This is a genomic window from Bradyrhizobium sp. USDA3010, assembly GCF_056429065.1.
The window spans coordinates 228,409-251,460 of the sequence record NZ_JBWJZD010000010.1 but is presented as its reverse complement, the minus strand read 5'-3'; the positions used below and the strand labels follow the sequence as shown (position 1 = coordinate 251,460).

The window sequence follows — 23,052 nt, the reverse complement described above, 5'->3', positions numbered from 1 at the left end:
GCCAAGATGTCCGCCAAGATCGATCCAATCACCCGCTCCGTGGTCCAGCACCGCCTGTCGTCGATCGTGAAGGAGATGGGCGAAGCCATGCTTCGCACCTCCTATTCGCAGATCCTCAATTCCAGCCGCGATTTTTCGCTGGCGATCTGCGACACCGGGGGGCGACTGATCGCGCAGGCCGACCATATTCCGGTTCACGTCGGCGCCTTGCCGTGGGCGACGCTCGCGGTCGAGGAGCGCTTCAAGGACGTCGCGCCCGGCGACGTCATCCTGCTCAACGATCCCTATCATGGCGGCAGCCATCTGCCTGATCTCACCGCCTTCGTGCCGGTGTTCGACGGCGGCAAGCGGCTTCTGTGGACCATCGTGCGCGCGCATCAGAGCGACATCGGCGGCGCCACGCATGGCGCCTACAATCCGGCCGCGACCGAGATCTATCAGGAAGGCATTCGGATTCCGCCGATCAAGCTCTACGAGGCCGGCAAGCCGCGCGAGGATCTGCTCGACCTGCTGGCTTTGAACATCCGCAACCCCAGGGAATTCCGCGGCGACCTCGCGGCGATGCTGGGCGCCGCGCATCTCGGCGAGCGCCGTGTGTCAAAGCTGTTCAGCGAATTCGGCGCGGAGACGGTCGAGGCCGCGATCGAGGCCATTCTTGATGCCACCGAGCAGCAGACCCGCGACGTGGTGTCCACATGGAAGGACGGCGTGTTCTATGGTGAGGCTTTGCTCGACGACGACGGGCACGGCCGCACCGACATCAAGATCGCGGCCAAGGTGACCAAAAAGGGCAGCGACATCGAAGTCGATCTCACCGGCTCCGATCCGCAGTCGACGAGTTTTGTCAACTCGTCGCACGCCAACATGCAGGCCGCGGTCGCGATGGCCTTTGCCTATCTGATCGACGCCGATATCCCGAAGAACACCGGCGCGCTGCGGCCGCTGAAGGTGGTGGCGAAGCAGGGTACCATCGTGTGGGCCGATCCCGGCCGCCCCGTGACGCTGTGCACCAGCCATCCTTCCAACGAGATCGTCGAAGCCATCATCAAGGCGATGTCGGCCTCCTGTCCGGATCGCGTGATGGGCGGATGGGGTCGTAGATTCCGCATCGCGATCCAGGGCGAGGATCCGCGCAACGGACGCAATTTCATCTGGCACATGTTCCAGGCGCGGCCCGGCGGCGGCGCATCGCCGGGCGGCGACGGCTATTCCTCGATCGGCGAGTGGCACTCGGTCGGCGGGCTCAAATTCGGCAGCATCGAGGTCGCCGAGGTGCGCTTTCCGCTGCATTTCCGCCAGCACGAGTTCCGGCCGGATTCCGGCGGCGACGGCCAGCACCGCGGCGGGCTCGGTGTCGCGCTCGACATGGTGCTGGAGACGGCAAAGCCCGCCAAGGGCAACACCGCCGGCGACGGCGCGCGCCACGGCCCCTGCGGCATGCTCGGCGGCAAGGATGGCGAACCGCATCACTATCGCCTCCTGTCGGAAGGCCGCGCGCCGCGCGTGCTGAAGACGAAGGAGGTCGGCATCGAGTTGCGCCCGGGCGATTGTCTCGAGATCCGCTCGTCCGGCGGCGGCGGCTGGGGCCCGCCCGAGAAGCGAACGGCGGAGGCGAGGGCGCGCGACGTCGCGCAAGGTCTGGTTTCGAAGGCGGTATAGGGCAGCGATGTACACGATTGGGGTTGACGTCGGCGGCACCTACACCGACCTGGTTGCGACGGATCAAACCGGGCGCACTGTTTTCGCGAAATCACCGTCCACGCCGGCCGATCAGTCAATCGGCGTCATGGCGGGACTTGAAGAACTGGCGCGCCGCCTCGGCGTCACCCGCGCGGCGATGCTCGCGGCGACCGATCGTCTGGTGCACGGCACGACGGTTGCGACCAATGCGCTGCTCGAGCGCAAGGGCGCCAGGGTCGCGCTGCTGACCACCGAGGGCCATCGCGACGTCGTCGAGATGCGCGAGGGGCTGAAGCCGGATCGCTACGATCTGCGCACGCCGCCGCCCGAGCCGCTGGTGCCGCGCGAGCGCCGCTTTGGCGTTCGCGAGCGGCTGAAGGCCGACGGCGGCGCGGCGGTGGCGCTGGATGCCACAGCGCTCGGCGACGTCATCGCCGAGGTGAAACGGTCCGGCGCGAACTCAATCGCGGTCTGCTTCCTGCACGCCTATCTCAACCCCGCGCATGAGCTCGCCGCGGTCGAGCGGCTGGCGAAGGAGCTGCCCGATGTCAGCGTGTCGCGCTCGAGCGACGTGCTGCCGCAGATCAAGGAATATGAGCGCGTCTCGACCACGATCGTGAACGCCTATGTCGCGCCGACCGTGCGGCGCTATCTCACCAATCTGGAGCGCAGCCTGCATGAGGCAGGTTTCAAAGGCTCGCTGTTCGTCGTGCTGTCGCATGGCGGCATGGAGCCGGTGGAGGAAGCCTCGCGGCTCGCCGCGGGCACCGTGCTGTCGGGCCCGGCCGGCGGCATCTCCGGCAGCCGCCGCTGTGCCGAGATGCTCGGGATTCCCGATCTCGTGCCGTTCGACATGGGCGGCACCTCGACCGATATCTCGCTGATAGCCAATGGCGAGGCCTCGCTGTCCGCCGACGGCATGCTGGCCGGCCAGCGCATCGCATTGCGCAGCCTCGACATCGCCAGCATCGCGGCTGGCGGCGGCTCGATCGCCGGTGTCGACGGCGGCCGCACGCTGCGGGTCGGGCCTGAGAGCGCGGGCTCGGTGCCCGGCCCGGCGTGCTACGGCAATGGCGGCCTAGCTGCCACCGTCACCGATGCCAATGTCGTGCTCGGCTATCTCGATGCCGCAGCCTTCATGGGCGGCGCGCGGCCGCTCGATCGTGCGGCAGCGGAGGCTGCGGTGGACCAGATCGCGCAGGCGCTCGAGTTGTCGCGGATCGAGGCGGCCGCGGGCATCTACAAGATGATCAATCTGAAGATGGCCGACGGCATCCGCCTGATGACGCTGCGCCGCGGCGTCGATCCCCGCAAATTCGCGCTGCTCAGCTTCGGCGGCGCGGCCGGCATGCATGCCGCCGAAGTCGCGCGCGAGCTCGAGATCAAGCGCATCATCGTGCCGACGGTCGCTTCCGTGCTGTCGGCCTGGGGCATGCTGACCAGCGATCTGCGCTACGAGGTCAGCCGCACCCATTACGGCACGGGACGGATCTCCGCCGATGAGGTGAGGGCATTGTTCGCCGCGCTGGAGGAGCAGGCCGCCGGCCGGCTGCGCGACTGGTTCAAGGGCGACATCGCAATCGAGCGTTCGGCCGAGATGCGCTATGGCGAGCAGGTGTTCGAGATCGACGTGCCGCTCGGCGACCTCGATCTCGGCGCCGCGGACCTCGTGGCGCAGATCGAGGAGCGCTTCCATCGCCGCCACGAGGAACTCTACACCTATGCCTCGCGCGGGCAGGAGGTGGTGTTCGTCAACGCCCGTGTCGCCGCGGTCGGCAAGGTGGCGCGCGGCGGCGGCGATGTCGGCGAGGCCGCGTCGGCCGCACCCTGCGCGCCGCGCGGCAAGCGGCAGGCCTGGCTCGGCGCCTGGCGCGAGGTGCCGGTCTACGCGCTCGACGATCTCAAGCCGGGCCACGCGCTGGCCGGTCCCGCGATCATTGAAGCCGAAACCACGACGGTTCTGGTCGACAGCGGCGACCGCGTCGCGGTCAACCCGCTGGGCTGGCTGGACATAACATTGCGCTGAGGCTCGCCCTCGCCATCAACATTTCATTTTCCCGGCATTGGCTTGGGCGATAAGGTCGCGTCCTCGGGAGGGAGCGCCGGCCTGCTGCCGGCGTTGTGGCGATGTTGATGCAAACAAAAAGACAAACCATGCTTTCGATCGTCCTCGTCCTTGCAGCGATGCTCGCGGCGTCGCCATTGCGTGCGCAGCAAGCGCCCGAAGCGAAGACGGACAACGAGATCCGCGTCGGCAATGTCATGCCGTACACGGGACCGCTCGCGGCGTTCGCGACCATCGGACGGGCGGAAGCCGCCTATTTCGACATGATCAACGAGCATGGCGGCATCAATGGCCGCAAGGTCAGGTTCATCTCGGTCGATGACAGCTCCAATCCCAAGACCGCGATCGAGCAGACCCGCGATCTCGTCGAGAAGCAGGACGTGCTGTTGATGTTCGGCTCGTTCGGCACGCCGAGTAATCTCGCCGTCCGGAAGTACCTCAACGAGAAGAATATCCCGCAGCTGTTCGTCGCCTCCGGCGACGAGGAGTGGGCGCATCCGAAAACCTTTCCCTGGACCATGGGCTGGCAGCCGACCTTCCGCGCCGAGGGCCGGATCTACGCCAACTACATCCAGGCCGCCTATCCCTCGCGCAAGATCGCGGTGCTGTGGCAGAACGACCAGTTCGGCCGCGATCTGTTCCGGGGATTGCAGGAAGGGCTCGGCGACACCGCCGGCATGATCGTCGCCGATCTCGCTTTCGACGCGTCGGAGACCGCAATCCAGAACCAGATCGGAGTCCTGAAAGGCTCCGGCGCCGACATCCTGGTGTTCGACGGTGCGCCGGCGATCGCGGCGCGCGCGATCCGCGCTGCGGCGGACCTCGACTGGCATCCGGTGTTCATCCTCGACAATGCATCGGCTTCGATCGCCAGCGCGTTGCGGCCGGCGGGCCTGCAGAATTCGCTCGGCGTGATCTCGACCTCGTTCCTGAAGGACGCCGGCGATGCCTCCTGGAAGAACGATCCGCAGATCAAGGCGTGGGACGCCTTCATGGACAAGTACTATCCCGACGGCGACAAGGACGACATCTACGCCGTGTTCGGCTATGCCGCCGCCGACACGCTGATGCAGGTGCTGCGCCAGTGCGGCGACGACCTGTCGCGCGAGAACATCATGCGGCAGGCCGCCTCGCTGAAGGACTATCAGAGCCCGATCGCGCTGCCCGGGATCGTGATCAACACCGGACCGAAGGATTTCCGCCCGATCAAGCAGATGCGGCTGGTGCAGTTCGACGGCAACGCCTGGCAGCCGATCGGCGACGTGATCGAGAGCGCGTTCACGCCGGTGCGGGAGGATAATTGAGGTCGCTCTACTCTACGACCGTCACCCTGAGGAGCGCGGAACGCGCGTCTCGAAGGGTCGACGGCCCAGCTGGTGGCCGTGCATCCTTCGAGACGCGCTGCGCGCTCCTCAGGATGACGGTTAGGCAGCCCGCTCCCTCAGCCGCCGCCTACTTCTTCAGCCCGTAATTCAGCAGCCCGCCCTTGTTCTGCGGCGGATGGGCGCGCAGGCCTTCCTCGTTCGGCTCGGTGCCCCAGCCCGGGCGATCGGGGATCACGAGATGGCCGTCGACGAACTCCGGCACGTGGGTGAACAGCTCGTGGTCCCAGGCCAGCCGATCGATGTCGGTTTCCATGATGCGCAGGTTCGGCACCGCCGCGCAGAAATGTGCGTTCATCATGGTGCAGAGATGGCCGTAGAAATTGTGCGGTGCGACGTTGACCTCGAAATGCTCGGCGGCCGCGGCGATCTTCATCGACTGCCAGACGCCGTTCCACGGCGTGTCGATGATCGCGACATCCATCGCCTGCTCGGTGAAATAGGGCAGGAACTCGCGCAGGCCAAGCAGCGTCTCGCAGGACGAGATCGGGTGGTGGCTCTGGCGGCGGATAAGCCCAAGCGCCTGCGGGTTGAAGGTGTCGATCTCGACCCAGAACATGTCCATCTTCTCGATGGCGCGCAGGATCTTGAGGTAGCCTTCGGTCTTGGCGTTGAAGTTGAGGTCGAGCAGGAGATCGACATCCGGCCCCGCGCCGTCGCGGATCGCCTCCAGATGCATGCAGAGATTGCGCAGCACGGTGCGATCGACATTGATCTCGGGCTGGAACGGCGAGCCGAAGCCGGGGCGCCAGCCTTGCGGCTTGCCATCCGTGTAGACGAAGATGTTGGTCTTCATCGCCGAGAATTTCTTCTCGCGCACCTCGGCCCCGATCGCCTTGACGCCGTCGAGATCGGTGATTGCAGGCTTGTACCAATCCGGATGATTGATGCGCCAGGTCGCGCAATGCGACCAGTAGACCCGCACGCGGTCGCGAATCTTGCCGCCGAGCAGGTCGTAGCAGGGCACGCCGAGCGCCTTGGCCTTGACGTCGAGCAGCGCGTTCTCGATCGCCCCAAGCGCCAGCGCCACCACGCCGCCGGCGGCGGGGCGCGTCGCGGCGAACAGCTCGACATAGATCCGCTCGTGCTCGAAGGCGTTCTTGCCGACCACGCGCGCCGACAGCCGCTCGATCGCCGCCGTCACGCCGGGGGCGCCAAAGCCCTCGTCATATTCGCTCCAGCCGACCAGCCCGTCCGTGGTCGTCACCTTGACGAAATGATAATTCCGCCAGCCGGCATCGCAGGCGAGCGTCTCGACGCTTTTGATTGTGGTGGACTTGCTCATGGTTTCCTGCCCGCCGTTTGTTGGTGTTGAAGAGAGCACAATAGCGGATCGAGCAATGCGTCAACCGCACGGCGGCAGACCGTCAGCGCACGCTTGTCGCAAAGTGCTGCGGCAATCCCGTGAATTCCGTCAAGCGGAAGAAAATTCCACTTGCATCACACAGTCGGCGCGGCTTCAAGTTCAGGCAACAAGAAACTGAATCAGCCGATGGCATCGGCTGGTCATTTTGTCGCGAGGAAGCGTGATGGGCGCGTTGTCGCATCTGCGGATAGTCGAGATCGGAAGTGCGGCGGCGACGAGCTATTGCGCGCGGCTGTTCGCTGATTTCGGCGCCGATGTGCAGAAGGTCGAGCCGCCCGCAGGCGATCCGCTTCGCCGCGCGGCGCCGCTGACGCCGCAGGGGCACAGCGCGTGGTTTGGGTTTCTCAATTTCAACAAGTCGAGCGTTGTGCTCGACCAGAGCGAGGCGAGCGCCACGTCGCGCCTGCGTGAGCTGATTGCCGGTTGCGACATCCTGCTCGATGGGCGCGGCATCGATGCGGCCAATTGTCCCGCCGTCGATCTCGATGCGATCAAGCGAACCAATCCAGGCCTGATCCATCTCGACCTCGCCTGGTTCGGCGACCGCGGTCCCTATGCCAATTTCGCGGCGACCGACTCCACTATTCGCGCGCTGACCGGGCTTGTGAAGCTGGTCGGACCCGAGCAGGGGCCGCCGATGCACGCGCCGGATTTCCAGACCGGGATACTCGGCGGGCTGTGGGGCTTCATCGCGGCCGCCTCGTCGGTGCTCGGCCGCATGCAGGATGGGCGCGGGCGCAGCAGCCATCTCAGCCTGTTCGAGGCCTCTATCGCCGTCACCGAATACATCATGTTCGAGGCGTTCCAGCGCGGCGACATCATGCGGCGGATCGGCGTTAACCGGTTTTGGCCGACCTTTCCGGTCGGCATCTACGAGACCAAGCAGGGCTGGCTCGGCGTCACCACGGTGACTCCGGCGCAGTGGCGCGCGTTCTGCGAGATGCTTGATCTCACCGATCTGCGCGATGATCCGACATTGGTCATGGGTGTCGACCGGCTGCAACGCGTCGCCGAGATCGAAGGCAAGATCCTGCCGAAGCTGAAGCAGCGCACCGCGCAGGAATGGTTTGCCGAGGGTCTCAAGCGCAAGATCCCGATCGTGCCGGTGCCGGAGATCGCGGATCTCATCGCCGACGAAGAGAAGCGCGCCCGCGGCGCCATCGTTCCGATCGCGGTCAGCGAGGAGACCGGCTTTTCCGCCGGTACCATGCAACGATTGACGGGAACGCCGCCGCTGCGCGGTGGCCGCGTGCCCGATCTCGGCGAGCAGCAGGCAAGGCCCGAGGCCGTGCCGCCTTTGCCGGTGCCGAAGCCGGCTCCGACCGATCGCCTGCCGCTTGAGGGCATCCGCGTCGTCGACTTCTCGATGGGCTGGGCCGGGCCGATCTGCACCCGCACGCTCGCCGATCTCGGCGCCGACGTCATCAAGATCGAGGCGACCCAGTATCCTGACTGGTGGCGCGGCGTCGACCGCCGCCCGGCCTATGTGCTGGAGCAGATGTACGAGAAGTCGGTGCGCTACTGCATCATGAACCGCAACAAGCGCGGCATCACGCTCGATCTGACCCGGCCGAAGGGGCTTGCACTGGCAAAACGCCTGCTCGCCGATGCCGACCTCGTGGTCGACAATTATTCGGTCGAGGTGCTGCCCAAGCTCGGTCTCGGCTACGACGTGCTGAGCAAGATCAATCCGAAGCTCGTGATGATGTCGATGTCGGCATTCGGCGCCGGCAGCGTGCATCGCGACTGCCGCGCTTACGGCTCGACCCTGGAGCAGGGCTCCGGCCTGCCAAGCGTGGTCGGCGATCCCGGCGGCCCGCCGGTCATGAGCCACACGGCGTTCGGCGATGCCGTCGGCGGCCTCAACGGCGCTGCCGCGGTGCTGACGGCGCTGATCCACGCCAGGCTGACGGGGTACGGTCAGTTCATCGATCTCGCGCAGATCGAATGCATGATGCCGTTTGCCGCGCCCTGGATCGTCGCGCATTCGATCGACGGCAAGCCACCCGCGAAATACGGCAACCGCCATCCGGACTTCGTGCCGCACGGCTGCTTTCGTTGCTATGGCGAGGACGACTGGATCGTGGTCGCGGTGTCCGATGACGCGATGTGGCCGAGACTCGCGCGGCTGCTCGGCCGCGAGGACTGGGCGACGGACGAGACGCTTAAGGCGGCCGCGGGCCGGCGCGCCATCGAGGCCGAGATCGAGGCTGCGATCTCGGTATGGACCTCGGTACGCGATCCCGACACGGCGATGAGGGTGCTGCAGGCTGAAGGGATCGCATCCGGCGTGGCGCGGCTGCCGATCGATCTCCTGCAGGACCCGCAGCTCCACGCCCGCGGCTTCATCCAGCAGGTCGATCGCGCCTTCATCGGCAAGCATCCGCAGCCGTCGATGCCGTTCCGCGAGGGCGATGCACCGTTTGCGATCCGCTCGGTGCCGCCGACGCTCGGCGAGCACAACCGCGAGATCCTGTCCGGCATGCTCGGCCTCTCCGACGCCGAGCTTGAGGAGCTCACCCGCGAGGGCATTATCGGCACCGCGATGCTGATGGAGGAGCAGCTGGTGAAAGAGAAGAAGCGGGCGGCGGGTTGATGGAGGCAGGCCAGCCGGCACAGCGCAAGGCGGAGGTTGCACGCGACGGCGCGCGGCCGCTGCTGTCCGTGCGCGGGCTCGGCATCCGCTTCAAGACCGCGCAGGGCATCTGGCAGGCGACGCGGCGGATCGATTTCGACATCGCGCCCGGCGAGCGCGTCGGCATCGTCGGCGAGAGCGGCTGCGGCAAGACCATCACCGGCCTGTCGATCCTGCGCCTCTTGCCGGGCAATTTTGCCGGGCTCGACGGCAGGATCCTGTTCGACGGCATCGATCTCGCCTCCTGCAGCGCGCGGCAGATGCGGGCGATCCGAGGCAAGCGGATCGCGATGATCTTCCAGGAGCCGATGAGCGCGCTCGATCCGGTCTTCACCGTCGGTCACCAGATCGCGGAGACGCTGCGCGTCCATACCGATGTCAGCTACGAGGAAGCGCGTGCCAAAACGCTGGAGATGCTCCGCCGCGTCGGCATCGCTTCGCCGGAGCGGCGGATCGACGACTATCCGCACCAGCTCTCCGGCGGCATGCGCCAGCGCGTGATGATCGCGGCGAGCCTGATCTGCGGCCCGCAGCTGCTGATCGCGGACGAGCCGACCACCGCGCTTGACGTCACCGTGCAGGCGCAGATCCTCGAGCTGCTGCGCGACATCAGCGAGACCTCGAAGACCGCGCTGATGCTGATCACCCATGATCTCAGCGTCGTCGCCGAGACCTGCACGCGGATGATCACGATGTATGCCGGCGAGGTGATCGAGGACGCCACCGTCGACGAGGCGCTGGTGCGGCCGCTGCATCCCTATACATCGGGGCTGTTGCGCTCGCTGCCGCATCTGAGCCCGCGCCACGGCCGGTTGCCGTCGATCCCGGGCCGTGTGCCGTCGATCGCGGAGATGCCGGCCGGCTGCCGCTTCCGTGCCCGCTGCGCCCATGCCGCCAAGGGCTGCGAGGCGGAGCAGACGCTGCAGGATGCCGGTGGCGGCCGCAAGGTGCGCTGCTGGCGCTTTGCCGAGCTCAATCTGCCGGGCGCGCTGCATCCGCCCGATACGCCGGCTGCTGCGAAGGTCGCGACGCAATGACCGCAGCATCTGCTGAACAGCGCGACGAGCCCATCGTATCGGTACGCGACCTCCAGGTCCGCTTCCAGACCTCGGACCGGCGCGCCACCGTGAAGGCGGTCGATGGCGTCAATTTCGACGTCCGCCGCGGCGAGACGTTTGGCATCATCGGCGAATCCGGATCGGGCAAGACCACGATCGGTCGCGCGCTGGTGTTTCTGCTGAAGCCGAGCGCCGGTGCCATCCTGCATGACAGCATCGACCCGCTGGCGCTGCCGCGCCAAAAATTCCAGCGCCATCGCCGCGACTATCAGATCATCTTCCAGGATCCGAACGCCGCGCTGAATCCGCGCATGACGATCCTGGCCTCGGTGCTGGAGCCGCTGGAGCTTGCCCGCGTGGGAAGCCGCGTCGAGCGCGAGCGCCAGGCGCGGGAGGCGCTGGAGCGCGTCGGCCTGCCGCAGGAATTCGGCGAACGCTATCCGCACCAGCTGTCCGGCGGCCAGAAGCAGCGCGTCGTGATCGCCCGCGCGCTGACGCTCAAGCCGAAGCTGATCGTCTGCGACGAGGTGGTGGCCGCGCTCGACATGTCGATCCGCGGCGACGTGCTCAACCTGTTTGCCGATCTGCAGCGCGACCTCGGGCTGACCTATGTCTTCATCACCCATGATCTCGCCGTGGTCTCGCATATCAGCGAGCGCGTCGCGGTGATGTATCTCGGCCGGTTCGTCGAGCTCGGGCCGACCGAGGAGGTCGCCGAGCGGCCGCTGCACCCCTACACCATCGCATTGCTGTCGGCCGAGCCGCGGCCGCTGCCCTCGTCGATGCGCGAGGCGCAGCGGATCGTGCTGCAGGGCGAGGTGCCGAGCCCGATCGATCCGCCGTCGGGCTGCCGCTTTCGCACCCGATGCCCGCACGCGCAGCCGCTCTGCACCGATCGCGTGCCGGAGTGGCGCGAGCTGAAACCCGATCACTGGGTGGCCTGCCATTTCGCCGACCGCCCGAATTTTTCGAACAACTAGAGCATGATCCGGAAAAGTGTGAAGCGGTTTTCCGACAAGATCATGCTCCAAACCAAACTGGAGACAACGCCATGACGATGACGACACGACGCGAGGCCATGGCGCTGATCTCGGGCGCGCTCGCCGGCACCGCGCTCGGCGGCAGCGCGTTTGCGCAAGCTGCGCCGAAGAAGGGCGGCACCTTGCGGATATCAGCGCCGGCCAATCCGTCGAGCCTCGATCCGGCAACCGGCGGCGCCGGCTCCGACCACGCTTTCCTGTTCACGATGTACGACACGTTGGTCGAATGGGATTTCGAGACGCTGAAGCCGAAGCCGGGGCTCGCCGAGAGCTGGAAGTTCACCGATCCCAATACGCTGGTGCTCAACATCCGCTCAGGCGTCAGCTTCCATGACGGCACCCCGCTCGATGCCGAGGCGGTGAAGTTCAACCTCGATCGCAACCGGAGCGATGCCAAGTCGAACATCAAGGCCGACCTGCTCTCGGTCGCCTCGGTCGAGGTCACCGGCCCGCAGCAGGTGACCTTGAAGTTGAAGGCGCCGGACACCGCGCTGCCCGGCATCCTCTCCGATCGCGCCGGCATGATGGTGTCGCCGACGGCGCTGAGGGCGGCCGAGGGCGGCGTCGTGACCCGCAAGCCGGTCGGCGCCGGCGCCTATGCCTTCGTGAGCTGGGCCGACGGCGAGAAGATCGTGGTCAAGCGCAACGAGAAATACTGGAAGCCGGACCGGCCTTGGCCGGACGGCATCGAGTTCTCGATCATTCCCGAACTCACCACCGGCGCCCGCTCGGTCACCGCCGGGCAGAACGACCTGATCTATCAATTGCCGCCGCGGCAGAAGGCGATCATCGAGCGCGCCTCCAGCGTCAAGGTGGTGCACGGTCCGACGCTCTACGTGCTCCAGATTTTCCTCAACTGGGCCAAGCCGCCGTTCGACAACGTCAAGGTTCGCCAGGCGCTCAACTTCGCGATCGATCGCGAGTCCTTCGTCAAGGCCGCGCTCGCCGGCCTCGCGGAGCCTGCCTACATGAACCTGCCGAAAGCGCATTGGGCCTATGATGCCGAGGTCGCCAAACTCTATCCCTACGATCCCGACAAGGCACGCAAGCTGCTCGCCGAGGCCGGCTTCAAGGAGGGCACTCCGATCGAGCTCGGCGGCTATCCGGACCAGGATTCGGTGCAGCGTCAGGAGATCCTGATCGAGCAGTTGCGCAAGGCCGGCATGAATGTGCGCTTCGTCAATGCCCCGATCGCGGAGGCCTCTGCTGCGTTCTTCGGTCCGGAGAAGAAGGAGGCCGGGCTGCTCTCGGCCTGGACCGGACGCCCCGACCCGAGCCTGACCTATTCTTTGATGTTCACCAAGGACGCCTATTACAATGGCGGCCGTGCGCCGGTGCCTCCGGAGCTCGAAGCCGCGATCAAGGAATCGCGCGCGTCGGAAGATATCGAGGTCAGGCGCAAGGCCTTCTCCATTGTGCAGCGGCTGGTGATGGAGAACGCCTTCGTCGTGCCGCTGGCGTTCCAGTTCGAGCTGGTCGCCATGAACAAGAAGGTGCAGGGCTATCGGCCCAATCTGCTTGGCAAGCCGAAATACGACGACGTCTGGCTCGAAGGCTGAACCATGGCACGACGGTCTCCAGTCAAGGTCATCGGCAGCCGCCTGGTGCAGGCGCTGCCCGTGATCCTGCTCGCGACCTTCATGGTGTTTGCGCTGCTCAAGCTGGTGCCCGGCGACATCGCCGTGACGCTGGCGGGCGACAACGCGACCGACGCGCGGATCACCGAGATCAGGACAATCTACGGCCTCGACCGGCCGTTCTTGGTGCAATATGGCGCCTGGCTCGGCCATGTCGCGCAGGGCGATCTCTCGCAATCGCTGTTGACCGGCGAGAAGGTCGCGGTCTCGATCGGCCGCGCCTTTCCGAACACGCTCTTGATCGTCGTGATCGCGCTGCTGCTGGCGCTGGTCACGGGGATTCCGATGGGCGTGATGGCCGCGATCAAGCCGAACGGCTGGGTCGACAAGCTGATCAGCATGATCGCTTCGCTCGGCGTGGCGGTGCCCGGCTTCTGGCTGGCGATGATCCTGGTGGCGGAGTTCTCGCTGAAGCTGAACTGGCTGCCGGCGACCGGCGCCAAATCCTTCAGCGCCTCGCCGATCGATGCGATCCGGCACGCGCTGCTGCCCGCCATCGCGATCGCGGCCTATGGCATGGCCGAGGTTGCGCGCCAGCTGCGCGGCGCCTTGCTGGAGGTGCTGTCGTCGCAATATGTCCGCACCCTGCACGCCAAGGGGCTGTCGATGTCGCGCATTCTCTGGCAGCACGGCCTGAAGAATGTCGGGGTCAATCTGCTGACCATCATCAGCCTGCTGGTCAACCGCATGCTGGCGGCGACCGTCGTGATCGAGGCGGTGTTCGCCATTCCCGGCCTCGGCAGCCTGATCGTGCGTGGTGCGATCCAGCGCGATTTCCCGATCGTGCAGGGTGTGGTCTTCACCATGGTGGTGGTGGTGATCGCGGTGAATTTGATCACCGACCTGCTGTGTGCCGCGGTCGATCCGAGGATCGAGCAATGACCGACACCGCGCTCGCTCCGCTCAAGATATCGGCCAAGCCGACCCGGCTTCGGCGTTTCCTGCGCTGGCTCGCCGGCGATCTCCGCGCCGCGCTGTCGATTCTGGTGCTAACGGTGCTCGTGATCGTGGCAATCGGCGCGCCCTGGATCGCGCCTTACGCGCCGACCGCGCAGGACGTCAACAACATGCTGGCGCCGCCGGGGCCGTTGCATCTGCTCGGCACCGACGATCTCGGCCGCGACATCTTCTCCCGCCTGATCTACGGCGCGCCGGCCACCGTCTATGCCAGCCTGCTTGCGGTCGGCGTCGCGGTCCTGATCGGGCTGCCGGTCGGCCTCATCGCCGGCTATTTCGGCGGCTGGATCGACGACATCGTCAGCCGGATCATCGACACCTTCCTGTCGTTCCCCGCCATCGTGCTGGCGATCGCGGTCACCGGCGCGCTCGGCATTGGGCTTACCAACGGCATGATCGCGATCGGCATCACGATGTTTCCGGCGCTGGCGCGCATCGTTCGCGCCCGAACGCTGATCGTGCGGCAGGAGCTCTATGTCGACGCGTCGAGGGGCTTTGGCGCGCCGACCTGGCATGTGCTGTGGCGCCACGTACTGCCGAACACGCTGCAGCCGGTCATCGTGCAGGTGACGCTGCTGCTCGCCGCGGCGCTCCTGGCCGAAGCCAGCCTGTCGTTCCTCGGCCTCGGCATCCAGCCACCGGACCCGAGCTGGGGCGCCATGCTGGCGCGCGCCTATCAATATATGGAAATCGCGCCGGAGCAGATGTATGCGCCGGGCCTTGCCATTCTCGTCGTCTCCCTGGCGTTCAACGCGCTGGGGGAATCCTTGCGTGTCGTGCTCGATCCGACCATGAAGGATCGTTGATCTCAGGTGGAACCGTTATGTCGTTCAAGAAACTGCTGATTGCCAACCGCGGTGAGATCGCGATCCGCATCGCCCGTGCCGCGGCCGAGAGCGGCATCGCGACGGTCGCGATCTATCCCGCCGACGATGCCGCCTCGCTGCATGTCCGATCCGCCGATGCGAGCCACGAGATCCCCGGGCGCGGCGCGCGGGCGTATCTCGATATCGAGGCAGTGATAGCGGCAGCCAAGGCTGCAGGTTGCGACGCGCTGCATCCGGGCTATGGCTTCCTCAGCGAGAACACAGAGCTGGCGCGGCGCTGCGCCGAGGAGAAGATCACCTTCGTCGGCCCGTCGCCGGAGGCGCTCGATCTGTTCGGCGACAAGGCCAAGGCAAAGGCATTGGCGAAGAAATGCGGCGTGCCTGTTATCGCCGGTACGTCCGGTGCAACGACACTCGACGAGGCAAAAGCCTTCTTCACCTCGCTCGGCACGAATGCTGCCGTGATGGTCAAGGCGATCGCGGGCGGCGGCGGGCGCGGCATGCGCGTTGTGGAGGACGCGGCCAAGCTTGAGGAGGCCTATGCGCGCTGCCAGTCGGAGGCCAAGGCGGCGTTCGGCAACGACGCGGTCTATGTCGAGCGGCTGATCCGCAAGGCGCGCCATATCGAGGTGCAGATCATCGGCGACCGTCACGGCGCCATTAGCCATCTCTGGGAGCGCGAATGCACCATCCAGCGCCGCAACCAGAAGCTGATCGAGGTGGCGCCGAGCCCGTCATTAAGTGAGAGCCTGCGCGCGCGCATCATCGAGGCGGCAAAGCAGCTCGCCTCCGCCGCGCGCTACGACAATCTCGGCACCTTCGAATTTCTTGTCGATGACGAGGCCGGTGAGGGCGAGGGCGCCTTCGCCTTCATCGAGGCCAATCCGCGGCTCCAGGTCGAGCACACCGTCACCGAGGCGGTGCTCGGCATCGACCTGGTACGTTCGCAGCTCGCGGTCGCCGCCGGCGCCACGCTGGCCTCGCTCGGGTTGGCGCAGGCGGCGGTGCCGCTGCCGCGCGGCTATGCCATGCAGCTGCGCGTCAACATGGAGGTGATGGACGAGAAGGGCGTGACGAAGCCGACCGGCGGCACGCTCAGCGTGTTCGACCTGCCATCCGGCCCCGGCGTCCGCGTCGATACGTTCGGTTATTCGGGCTATCGGACCAGCGCCGCGTTCGACTCGCTGCTGGCAAAGGTCATCGTGCATTCGCCGAGCCAAAAATGGACTGACGTGGTGCATAAGGCGTCGCGCACCTTGCGCGAATTCCGGATCGGTGGCGTCGCCACCAACATCTCGTTCCTCGGCGCGATCCTGGCGCACCAGAGCTTTGCCCGGAACAAGATCAGCACCAATTTCATCGATTCCCATGTCGCGGCGCTGGTCGGCGCGGCCAGCGATCTCGCCGCACCCTTGATCGACGTGAGCGAGGCGGCCACGACCAGGTCCGTCGCCACCGAGGCGGCGCCCGAGGGATCGCTGCCCGTGCCGGCGCCGTTGCAGGGCACCATCGTGGCGATCGAGGTCGCCGAAGGCGATCTGGTCCGTCCAGGCCAGCAGATCGCGGTGCTGGAATCGATGAAGATGGAGCATCTCGTCACCGCGCCGCATGGCGGCCGGGTGACCAAGATCGCCGGTGGCCCCGGCGTCACCCTGATGCATGGCGAGCCGATCCTGTTCCTCGAGCCCGCGGAAGTCGATGGTCATACCGCGGCGGAAGAGGCCGCGATCGATCTCGATCACATCCGCCCCGACCTTGCCGAACTGATCGCGCGCAAGGCGATCACGCTGGACGAGAATCGCCCGGCGTCGGTCGAGCGCCGCCGCAAGACCAACCAGCGTACCGCGCGCGAGAACATCGCGCAGCTGGTCGATGAGGGTTCGTTCGTCGAATACGGCTCGCTTGCGATCGCGGCACAGCGCCGCCGCCGCAAGGTCGAGGATCTTATCAAGAACACGCCGGCTGATGGCCTGATCGCGGGCGTCGCCACCGTCAACGCCAGGGATTTCGGCGCGGATGGCGCACGCTGCATGGTGATCTCCTACGACTATACCGTGCTCGCCGGCACCCAGGGCCATATGAACCACAAGAAGATCGACCGCATGCTCGGTCTCGCCGAGCAGTGGCGCATGCCGCTGGTGTTCTATGCCGAGGGCGGCGGCGGCCGGCCCGGCGATACCGACCGGCTCGGCATGACTGGGCTCGACGGCCCGTCCTTCGTGCAGTTCGCCAAGCTGTCCGGGCTCGTGCCCGTGGTCGGCGTGGTCTCGGGCTACTGCTTCGCCGGCAACGCCGCAATGCTCGGCGTCTGCGACGTCATCATCGCGACGAAAAACGCCTCGATCGGCATGGGCGGTCCGGCGATGATCGAAGGTGGCGGGCTTGGGGTCTATCATCCGGCCGAGGTCGGCCCTGTTACGTTCCAGTCGCCGAACGGCGTGATCGACATCCTGGTCGAGGACGAGGAAGAGGCGACGACGGTTGCGCAGAAATATCTGTCCTACTTCCAGGGTGCGGTTGCGGACTGGAAAGCGCCGGACCAGCGGCTGCTGCGCCGCGCGATCCCGGAAAATCGCTTAAGGGTCTACGACATCCGTAGCGTGATCGACCTGATCGCCGACGAGGGCTCGGTGCTGGAGATCCGGCGCGATTTCGGCGTCGGCATGATCACGGCGTTCATCCGCATCGAGGGCAAGCCGTTCGGCCTGATCGCCAACAATCCAAAGCATCTCGGCGGCGCGATCGATGCCGCGGCCGGCGACAAGGCCGCGCGATTCATGCAGCTGTGCGATGCCTTCGACATCCCGATCGTCTCGCTGTGCGACACGCCGGGCTTCATGGTCGGTCCCGAGGCCGAGAAGACCGCGATCGTGCGCCATGTCGCACGGATGTTCGTCACCGGCGCCAGCATCACTGTGCCGCTGTTCGGCGTCGTGCTGCGCAAGGGCTATGGTCTCGGCGCGCAATCGATGATCGGCGGCGGCTTCCACGCCTCGTTCTTCACGGTGGCGTGGCCGACCGGCGAATTCGGCGGCATGGGCCTGGAGGGCTATGTCCGCCTCGGCTTCCGCAAGGAGATGGAGGCGATCGCGGACCCGGTGGAGCGCGAGAAGTACTTCCAGACCAAGGTCGCCGAGCTCTACGCCAACGGCAAGGCAGTCTCGATCGCCTCGGTGCTCGAGATCGACGAGGTGATCGATCCCGCCGATACCAGGCATTGGATCATGGCCGGCCTCCGCTCGGTCCCGAAGGTAGAGCCGCGGACGCACCGCAAGCGGCCGTGTATCGATGCGTGGTAGCGAAGTTCGATGCGTAGGATGGGGTAGAGCGAAGCGAAACCCATCAAATCCTCATCCGCGGCGCAATTGATGGGTTTCGCTGCGCTCTACCCATCCTACGGTGCTGAGTTGCTTGACGTGGCAAACCTCTTGGCATGTGACGCACGGATCGTGCGACAAACACCGTGTCGTCCTGGCGAAAGCCAGGACGCATTACCCCAAATCTCAATTGTTGCGCGATGCTGGGGCCACGATCCCGTTTATCACTGAATGCGGTGGTTATGGGTCCTGGCTTTCGCCAGGACGACGGTGGTGGATGGGGCAGGCGCCTCGCATCACCGAGAGAGCGACCCCGACCTCACCCCAACCTCAACTCCGCATACCCCTTCGCCGCCACCTCATCGCACCTTGCGCGATATGCCGGCGCGCTGCCGCTGTAGCGGGCGACGATGCGCCTCTGCTTGCCTTCGACGTTGCGGTTGATGCCGGTCATCCAGGAATCGACCTCGTTGGACAGCAGGCCGACCCCGAGCGCCTTGACGTGATCGGTCCAGCCTGAGGTGCCCTCGGGGGTGGCATCGAGGAAGGTCAGGCCGTTCGCTTTCGCAAAGCGGAGCAGGCCGGTGACCCAGTCGACGCTGTATTCGATGCTGCGCGGGATGTTGCCGAGCGCGGTGTGCGGGCCCATCAGCATCATCATGTTGGGGAAGCCATCGACCATCAGCCCGAGATAGGTCTCCGGGCCGTGCGTCCACTTCTGCTTCAGCCGTGTGCCATGCGCGCCGCGGAGATCAATGTTGTCGAAGCTGCCGGTGATGGCATCGAAGCCGGTGGCGTAGATGATGATGTCGAAGGCGTAGTCCTTGTCGCTGGTGCGGATGCCCTCGGGCGTGATCCGCTCGATCGGCGTCTCCTTCAGATCGACCAGCTCGACATTGTCGCGGTTGTAGACCTCGTAATAGAAGGTCTCGAGCGGCAGCCGCCGCGTGCCGAAGCCGTGGTTCTTCGGGATCAGCTTCTCGGCCACCGCCTGGTTCTTCACGCGCTCACGGATCTTGCGCGCGACGAAGTCGCTGATCGTCGCATTCGCCTCGCGGTCGATCAGGATATCCTTGAAGTTGCCCTGCCAGATGCCGAAGCCGCGCTCGCCATAGAGTTTCTCGTAGAACGCCTCGCGCTCGGCGTCGCTCACCTCGAACGCGCCGCGCGGGTCGGGTGTATGCACGAAGCAGGCGAAGGTCTCCTTGCAGCGCGCAAAGATCTCGGGATAGCCGGCCTTGATCTTGCGTTGCGTCTCCACGTCGATCTTGCCGTTGTGCAGCGGCGCGGCCCAGTTGGCGGTGCGCTGGAACACGGTGAGGTGGCCGACCTCGCCGGCAATGGTCTGGATGGTCTGGATGCCGGTCGCGCCGGTGCCGATCACGGCGACGCGCTTGCCGGCGAAATCGACCTTGTCCTTTGGCCAGCGCGCGGTGTGGAACGATTGGCCCTTGAAATCGTCGCGGCCCTCGATGCGCGGCAGGGTCGGGGTCGAGAGCGGGCCGATCGCGGTGATCAGGAAGCGGCAGCTATGGCGCGCGCCGCTCTCCAGCGTGACCTGCCAGCTTCGCCTGTCGTCCTGGTAGATCGCCGACGTGACGCGGCTTTCGAACTGGATGTCGCGGCGCAGATCAAACTTGTCGGCGACGTAGTTGCAGTAGCGCAAGGTCTCGGGCTGGCCGGCGAAATGCTCCGACCATTCCCATTCCTCGAGCAGCTCCTTGGAGAACGAGTAGCCGTAGGAATAGCTTTCGGAATCGAACCGCGCGCCGGGATACCGGTTCCAGTACCAGGTGCCGCCGACGCCGGTGCCGGCCTCGAACACGCGCGTCTTGAGGCCAAGCTCGCGCAGCCGGTAGAGCTGGTACATGCCGGAAAGGCCGGCGCCGATGATGATGACGTCGTAGTCCAGCGCAGCCGTCTGCGGGCTGTTGTCCTGGCGCAATGCGGCCACCTGTCGTTGCTCCCTGATGGGTTGATTGCCGGCAAGGCTAGCCGGTCTCGTAGCTGCCGACAAACCTCGAACAGCGGGGCTGCCATCGCGATTTGCCGGGTGCGCTGGCCCGCGCGCATTCCGCGCGGCGGACGGTCCGCCCCATAGCTTTACTCAGCCGCGGGATTTCCTCTATCGTCGGCTGACAAAGACGATCGCCCGGCAAGCGGCGACGGAACCTGTGGGAGTGAAGCGATGGGAGAGGCGCTGCGCAGGCCGACGTCGACAGACGTCAGTAACCCCCGGCTTTATCAGGATGACACCTGGCGGCCGCTATTCGCGCAGCTCCGCCGCGACGATCCCGTGCATTTTTGCGAGGCTTCGGCCTACGGTCCGTACTGGTCGGTGACGCGCTACGACGACATCTTTGCGGTCGAGCTGGACCACCAGAACTATTCCTCGGCCTCGGAGCTCGGCGGTATCCAGGTCGCCGACCAGCCGAAGGGGCAGGAGCGGCCGAGCTTCATCCGCATGGACCCGCCCGGCCACACCGCGCAGCGTCGCACGGTCGCGCCGATCGTGGCGCCGTCAAACCTCGCCAATTTCGATGCCTTGATCCGCAAGCGCACCACGGCCGTGCTCGACGCGCTGCCGCGCAACGAGACCTTCGACTGGGCCGAGCGGGTCTCGGTCGAACTCACCAACATGATGCTGGCGACGCTGTTCGATTTCCCCGCGGAGGACCGCGCCAAGCTGACCTGGTGGTCGGATGTCGCGATCGCCAACATCGATTCGCCTGACGCGGTGGTGCATTCGGAGGCTGAACGCACCGCCGAACTGGTGAAGATGGGAGAATATTTCCGCAAGCTATGGGATGCGCGGGTCGATGCGGCTCCGACCTTCGACCTGATCTCGATGCTGGCGCATTCCGAGGCCACTCGAAATCTGGAGCCGCGCGAGTTCATCGGCACCATCGGGCTCCTGATCGTCGGCGGCAACGACACCACACGCAACTCGATGTCGGCCGGGCTGATGGCGCTGTGCGAGAATCCCGAGCAGTTCGAACTGGTCCGCGCCCGGCGCGAGCTGATCCCGAACCTGGTGTCCGAGACTATCCGCTACCACACGCCGGTGCTGCATATGCGCCGCACCGCGCGCAACGATGTCGAGCTCGCCGGCAAGCGGATCAGCAAGGGCGACAAGGTCGTGATGTGGTACATCTCCGGCAACCGCGACGAGGACAAGATCGAGCGTGCCGATGAATTCATCATCGACCGCGCCAAGCCGCGTCAGCATCTCGCCTTCGGCGCCGGTGTCCACCGCTGCGTCGGCGACCGCCTCGCCGAGCAGCAATTACGCATCCTCTGGGAGGAGGTCTTGGCGCGCGATCTGCGTTTTGAGCTGATGGGCCCGCCGCAAAGGCTCTATTCCAATTTCATCCGCGGTATACGAAGCTTGCCGGTGAGAATCGTGAATTGAGCCGCATCACCCGTCATTGCTATCGCTCCTCGCAATGACGGAAGAAGAGACTCCAAGGAATAAGAATGAAGAACGATCCCGTTGACGTCCTGATCATCGGCGCTGGCGCCTCCGGCGCCGCGGTGGCCTGGAGCCTCGCCGACACCAAGATGCATATCCTCTGCCTCGACCAGGGCGGCTGGATGAATCCTGCTGAATATCCGAGCACCGGGCGCGACTGGGAGGCGAAATTCTACGGCGAGTGGTCGTCCAGCCCGAATGTCCGCAAGCGGCCCGAGGACTATCCGATCAACGACGACAATTCGCCGATCAAGGTCGTCAATTTCAACGCCGTCGGCGGCTCGACGGTGATGTACACCGCGCACTGGCCGCGGCTGCATCCGTCCGACTTCAAGGTGAAGACGCTCGACGGCGTCGCCGACGACTGGCCGATCGATTACGACGCGCTCACCCCGTTCTTCGAGGAGAACGATCGCATGATGGGCGTCTCGGGCCTGTCGGGCGATCCGCTGTCGCCGCTCAGCCATCCGCCGATGCCGCAGCAGCCGCTCGGGCTGTCAGGCCCGCTGATCGGCAAGGCCATGAACAAGCTCGGCTGGCACTGGTGGCCGTCGGACACGACGGTTGCGACGATGGACTACGAGGGCAGGGCGCGCTGCATCAATCTCGGCCATTGCACGCCGGCCTGCGCCCAGGGCGCCAAGGCCTCGACCGACATCACCTACTGGCCGCACGCAATCCGCGCCGGGGTCGAGCTGAAGACCCATTGCCGGGTGCGCGAGATCCTGACCAACGAGCACGGCATGGCCTCCGGCGTCGTCTATTACGACAAGGATGGCGTCGAGCAATTCCAGCCGGCCGAGGTCGTCATCATCGCCTGCAACGGCGTCGGCACGCCGCGGCTGCTGCTCAACTCGGTGTCGGGAAAATTCCCGAACGGCCTCGCCAACTCGTCGGGCCTGGTCGGCAAGAACCTCATGTTCCACCCCTACGCACAGGTCTACGGCTTCGTGAAGGAGCCGACCGACTCTAACCGCGCGCCGCCGACCTGCCTGTGGAGCAAGGAGTTCTACGACACCGACCTGTCGCGCGGCTTCGTCCGCGGCTACGGCATCCAGTTCGGTCGCGGCGCCGGGCCGGTGTTCGAGGCGGTCGCGAGCGAGCAGAAGGGCATCCTGCCCTGGGGCAAGGACCATCACCGCGTCTTCCGCAAGCTCAACGGTCATCGCCTCGCGGTGTCGGCGATCTGCGAGGATCTGCCGGAGGAGCATAACCGCGTCACGCTCGATCCGGTCCTGAAGGACAGCCACGGCATTCCGGCGCCGAAGATCGACTACACGATCAGCGCGAACAGCCGGAAGATGATGGACCATGGCCTGGCGCGCGGCCGCGAGATTCTCGAGGCCGCCGGCGCCACCGACATCTGCATCAACGATCCGATCCCGTGGGGCGGCTGGCATCTGCTCGGCACCGCGCGGATGGGGACCGATCCCGCGCGCTCCGTGGTCAACGAATGGGGCCGCGCGCACGACGTGAAGAACCTCTTCATCGTCGACGGCAGCATCTTCGTCACCTCGGGTGGCGTGAACCCGACCTCCACCATCCAGGCCCTTGCGCTCTACATCGCCGACCAGATGAAGCAGCGCCTCGCCAATCTGTTCGACTGAGACCGTCAG

General features: G+C 65.9%; 14 protein-coding genes. 12 read left to right on the top strand and 2 right to left on the bottom strand.

The window, feature by feature from the left end; translation table 11 throughout:
* Nucleotides 1-6 precede the first annotated feature (6 nt).
* The 3 genes from AC066Y_RS18420 to AC066Y_RS18410 all read left to right on the top strand — a co-directional run bounded on the left by AC066Y_RS18420 (nucleotide 7) and on the right by AC066Y_RS18410 (nucleotide 5,049).
* The gene (locus AC066Y_RS18420) at nucleotides 7-1,659 is read left to right on the top strand and encodes a hydantoinase B/oxoprolinase family protein (protein WP_478275116.1); all 1,653 of its coding nucleotides are present in this window, start codon (nucleotides 7-9) and stop codon (nucleotides 1,657-1,659) included.
* A gap of 7 nt (nucleotides 1,660-1,666) precedes the next feature.
* Nucleotides 1,667-3,706, top strand: a complete 2,040-nt coding sequence (locus AC066Y_RS18415) for a hydantoinase/oxoprolinase family protein (protein WP_478275115.1) — start codon at nucleotides 1,667-1,669, stop codon at nucleotides 3,704-3,706.
* Nucleotides 3,707-3,834: 128 nt separating this feature from the next.
* Complete coding sequence (locus AC066Y_RS18410; RefSeq protein WP_478275114.1) at nucleotides 3,835-5,049, top strand: ABC transporter substrate-binding protein; 1,215 nt, start codon at nucleotides 3,835-3,837, stop codon at nucleotides 5,047-5,049.
* A 148-nt stretch (nucleotides 5,050-5,197) separates the two neighbouring features.
* Here AC066Y_RS18410 and AC066Y_RS18405 read toward each other — a convergent pair whose 3' ends face one another.
* On the bottom strand, nucleotides 5,198-6,412 hold the full coding sequence (locus AC066Y_RS18405) for a mandelate racemase/muconate lactonizing enzyme family protein (RefSeq protein ID WP_478275113.1): 1,215 nt from the start codon (nucleotides 6,410-6,412) through the stop codon (nucleotides 5,198-5,200).
* A gap of 244 nt (nucleotides 6,413-6,656) precedes the next feature.
* On the opposite strand from AC066Y_RS18405, the gene AC066Y_RS18400 reads away from it, so the two are divergent.
* The 7 genes from AC066Y_RS18400 to AC066Y_RS18370 all read left to right on the top strand — a co-directional run bounded on the left by AC066Y_RS18400 (nucleotide 6,657) and on the right by AC066Y_RS18370 (nucleotide 17,946).
* Nucleotides 6,657-9,089 (top strand): CaiB/BaiF CoA transferase family protein, encoded by a 2,433-nt coding sequence (locus AC066Y_RS18400; protein ID WP_478275112.1) that lies wholly within the window; start codon nucleotides 6,657-6,659, stop codon nucleotides 9,087-9,089.
* Nucleotides 9,089-10,165, top strand: coding sequence for an ABC transporter ATP-binding protein (locus tag AC066Y_RS18395; RefSeq protein WP_478275111.1), 1,077 nt, complete (start codon nucleotides 9,089-9,091; stop codon nucleotides 10,163-10,165). The genes AC066Y_RS18400 and AC066Y_RS18395 overlap by 1 nt, the downstream gene beginning before the upstream one ends.
* Complete coding sequence (locus AC066Y_RS18390) at nucleotides 10,162-11,166, top strand: ABC transporter ATP-binding protein (RefSeq protein ID WP_478275110.1); 1,005 nt, start codon at nucleotides 10,162-10,164, stop codon at nucleotides 11,164-11,166. The genes AC066Y_RS18395 and AC066Y_RS18390 overlap by 4 nt, the downstream gene beginning before the upstream one ends.
* A 71-nt stretch (nucleotides 11,167-11,237) precedes the next feature.
* The gene (locus AC066Y_RS18385) at nucleotides 11,238-12,785 is read left to right on the top strand and encodes an ABC transporter substrate-binding protein (protein WP_478275109.1); all 1,548 of its coding nucleotides are present in this window, start codon (nucleotides 11,238-11,240) and stop codon (nucleotides 12,783-12,785) included.
* A gap of 3 nt (nucleotides 12,786-12,788) precedes the next feature.
* Entirely contained in the window at nucleotides 12,789-13,745 is a 957-nt protein-coding gene (locus AC066Y_RS18380; RefSeq protein WP_478275108.1) for an ABC transporter permease, read from the top strand.
* Complete coding sequence (locus AC066Y_RS18375) at nucleotides 13,742-14,626, top strand: ABC transporter permease (RefSeq protein ID WP_478275107.1); 885 nt, start codon at nucleotides 13,742-13,744, stop codon at nucleotides 14,624-14,626. Before AC066Y_RS18380 ends, AC066Y_RS18375 begins: the two co-directional genes overlap by 4 nt.
* A gap of 17 nt (nucleotides 14,627-14,643) precedes the next feature.
* Nucleotides 14,644-17,946 carry a carboxyl transferase domain-containing protein gene (locus AC066Y_RS18370; protein ID WP_478275106.1) on the top strand — a complete coding sequence of 1,101 codons (3,303 nt, stop codon included), beginning with the start codon at nucleotides 14,644-14,646 and terminating at the stop codon, nucleotides 17,944-17,946.
* Between the two features lie 337 nt (nucleotides 17,947-18,283).
* On the opposite strand, the gene AC066Y_RS18365 is transcribed toward AC066Y_RS18370, so the two are convergent.
* Entirely contained in the window at nucleotides 18,284-19,918 is a 1,635-nt protein-coding gene (locus AC066Y_RS18365; RefSeq protein ID WP_478275105.1) for a flavin-containing monooxygenase, read from the bottom strand.
* A gap of 234 nt (nucleotides 19,919-20,152) precedes the next feature.
* On the opposite strand from AC066Y_RS18365, the gene AC066Y_RS18360 reads away from it, so the two are divergent.
* The gene (locus AC066Y_RS18360) at nucleotides 20,153-21,376 is read left to right on the top strand and encodes a cytochrome P450 (protein ID WP_478275104.1); all 1,224 of its coding nucleotides are present in this window, start codon (nucleotides 20,153-20,155) and stop codon (nucleotides 21,374-21,376) included.
* 65 nt (nucleotides 21,377-21,441) lie between these two features.
* Entirely contained in the window at nucleotides 21,442-23,043 is a 1,602-nt protein-coding gene (locus tag AC066Y_RS18355) for a GMC family oxidoreductase (protein ID WP_478275103.1), read from the top strand.
* Nucleotides 23,044-23,052 lie beyond the last annotated feature (9 nt).

Bases quoted from the DNA above. Each gene is read 5' to 3' on its own strand.
- AC066Y_RS18420 (WP_478275116.1), top strand. From the start codon at position 7: ATGTCCGCCAAGATCGATCCAATCACCCGCTCCGTGGTCCAGCACCGC.
- AC066Y_RS18415 (WP_478275115.1), top strand. From the start codon at position 1,667: ATGTACACGATTGGGGTTGACGTCGGCGGCACCTACACCGACCTGGTT.
- AC066Y_RS18410 (WP_478275114.1), top strand. From the start codon at position 3,835: ATGCTTTCGATCGTCCTCGTCCTTGCAGCGATGCTCGCGGCGTCGCCA.
- AC066Y_RS18405 (WP_478275113.1), bottom strand. From the start codon at position 6,412: ATGAGCAAGTCCACCACAATCAAAAGCGTCGAGACGCTCGCCTGCGAT.
- AC066Y_RS18400 (WP_478275112.1), top strand. From the start codon at position 6,657: ATGGGCGCGTTGTCGCATCTGCGGATAGTCGAGATCGGAAGTGCGGCG.
- AC066Y_RS18395 (WP_478275111.1), top strand. From the start codon at position 9,089: ATGGAGGCAGGCCAGCCGGCACAGCGCAAGGCGGAGGTTGCACGCGAC.
- AC066Y_RS18390 (WP_478275110.1), top strand. From the start codon at position 10,162: ATGACCGCAGCATCTGCTGAACAGCGCGACGAGCCCATCGTATCGGTA.
- AC066Y_RS18385 (WP_478275109.1), top strand. From the start codon at position 11,238: ATGACGATGACGACACGACGCGAGGCCATGGCGCTGATCTCGGGCGCG.
- AC066Y_RS18380 (WP_478275108.1), top strand. From the start codon at position 12,789: ATGGCACGACGGTCTCCAGTCAAGGTCATCGGCAGCCGCCTGGTGCAG.
- AC066Y_RS18375 (WP_478275107.1), top strand. From the start codon at position 13,742: ATGACCGACACCGCGCTCGCTCCGCTCAAGATATCGGCCAAGCCGACC.
- AC066Y_RS18370 (WP_478275106.1), top strand. From the start codon at position 14,644: ATGTCGTTCAAGAAACTGCTGATTGCCAACCGCGGTGAGATCGCGATC.
- AC066Y_RS18360 (WP_478275104.1), top strand. From the start codon at position 20,153: ATGGGAGAGGCGCTGCGCAGGCCGACGTCGACAGACGTCAGTAACCCC.
- AC066Y_RS18355 (WP_478275103.1), top strand. From the start codon at position 21,442: ATGAAGAACGATCCCGTTGACGTCCTGATCATCGGCGCTGGCGCCTCC.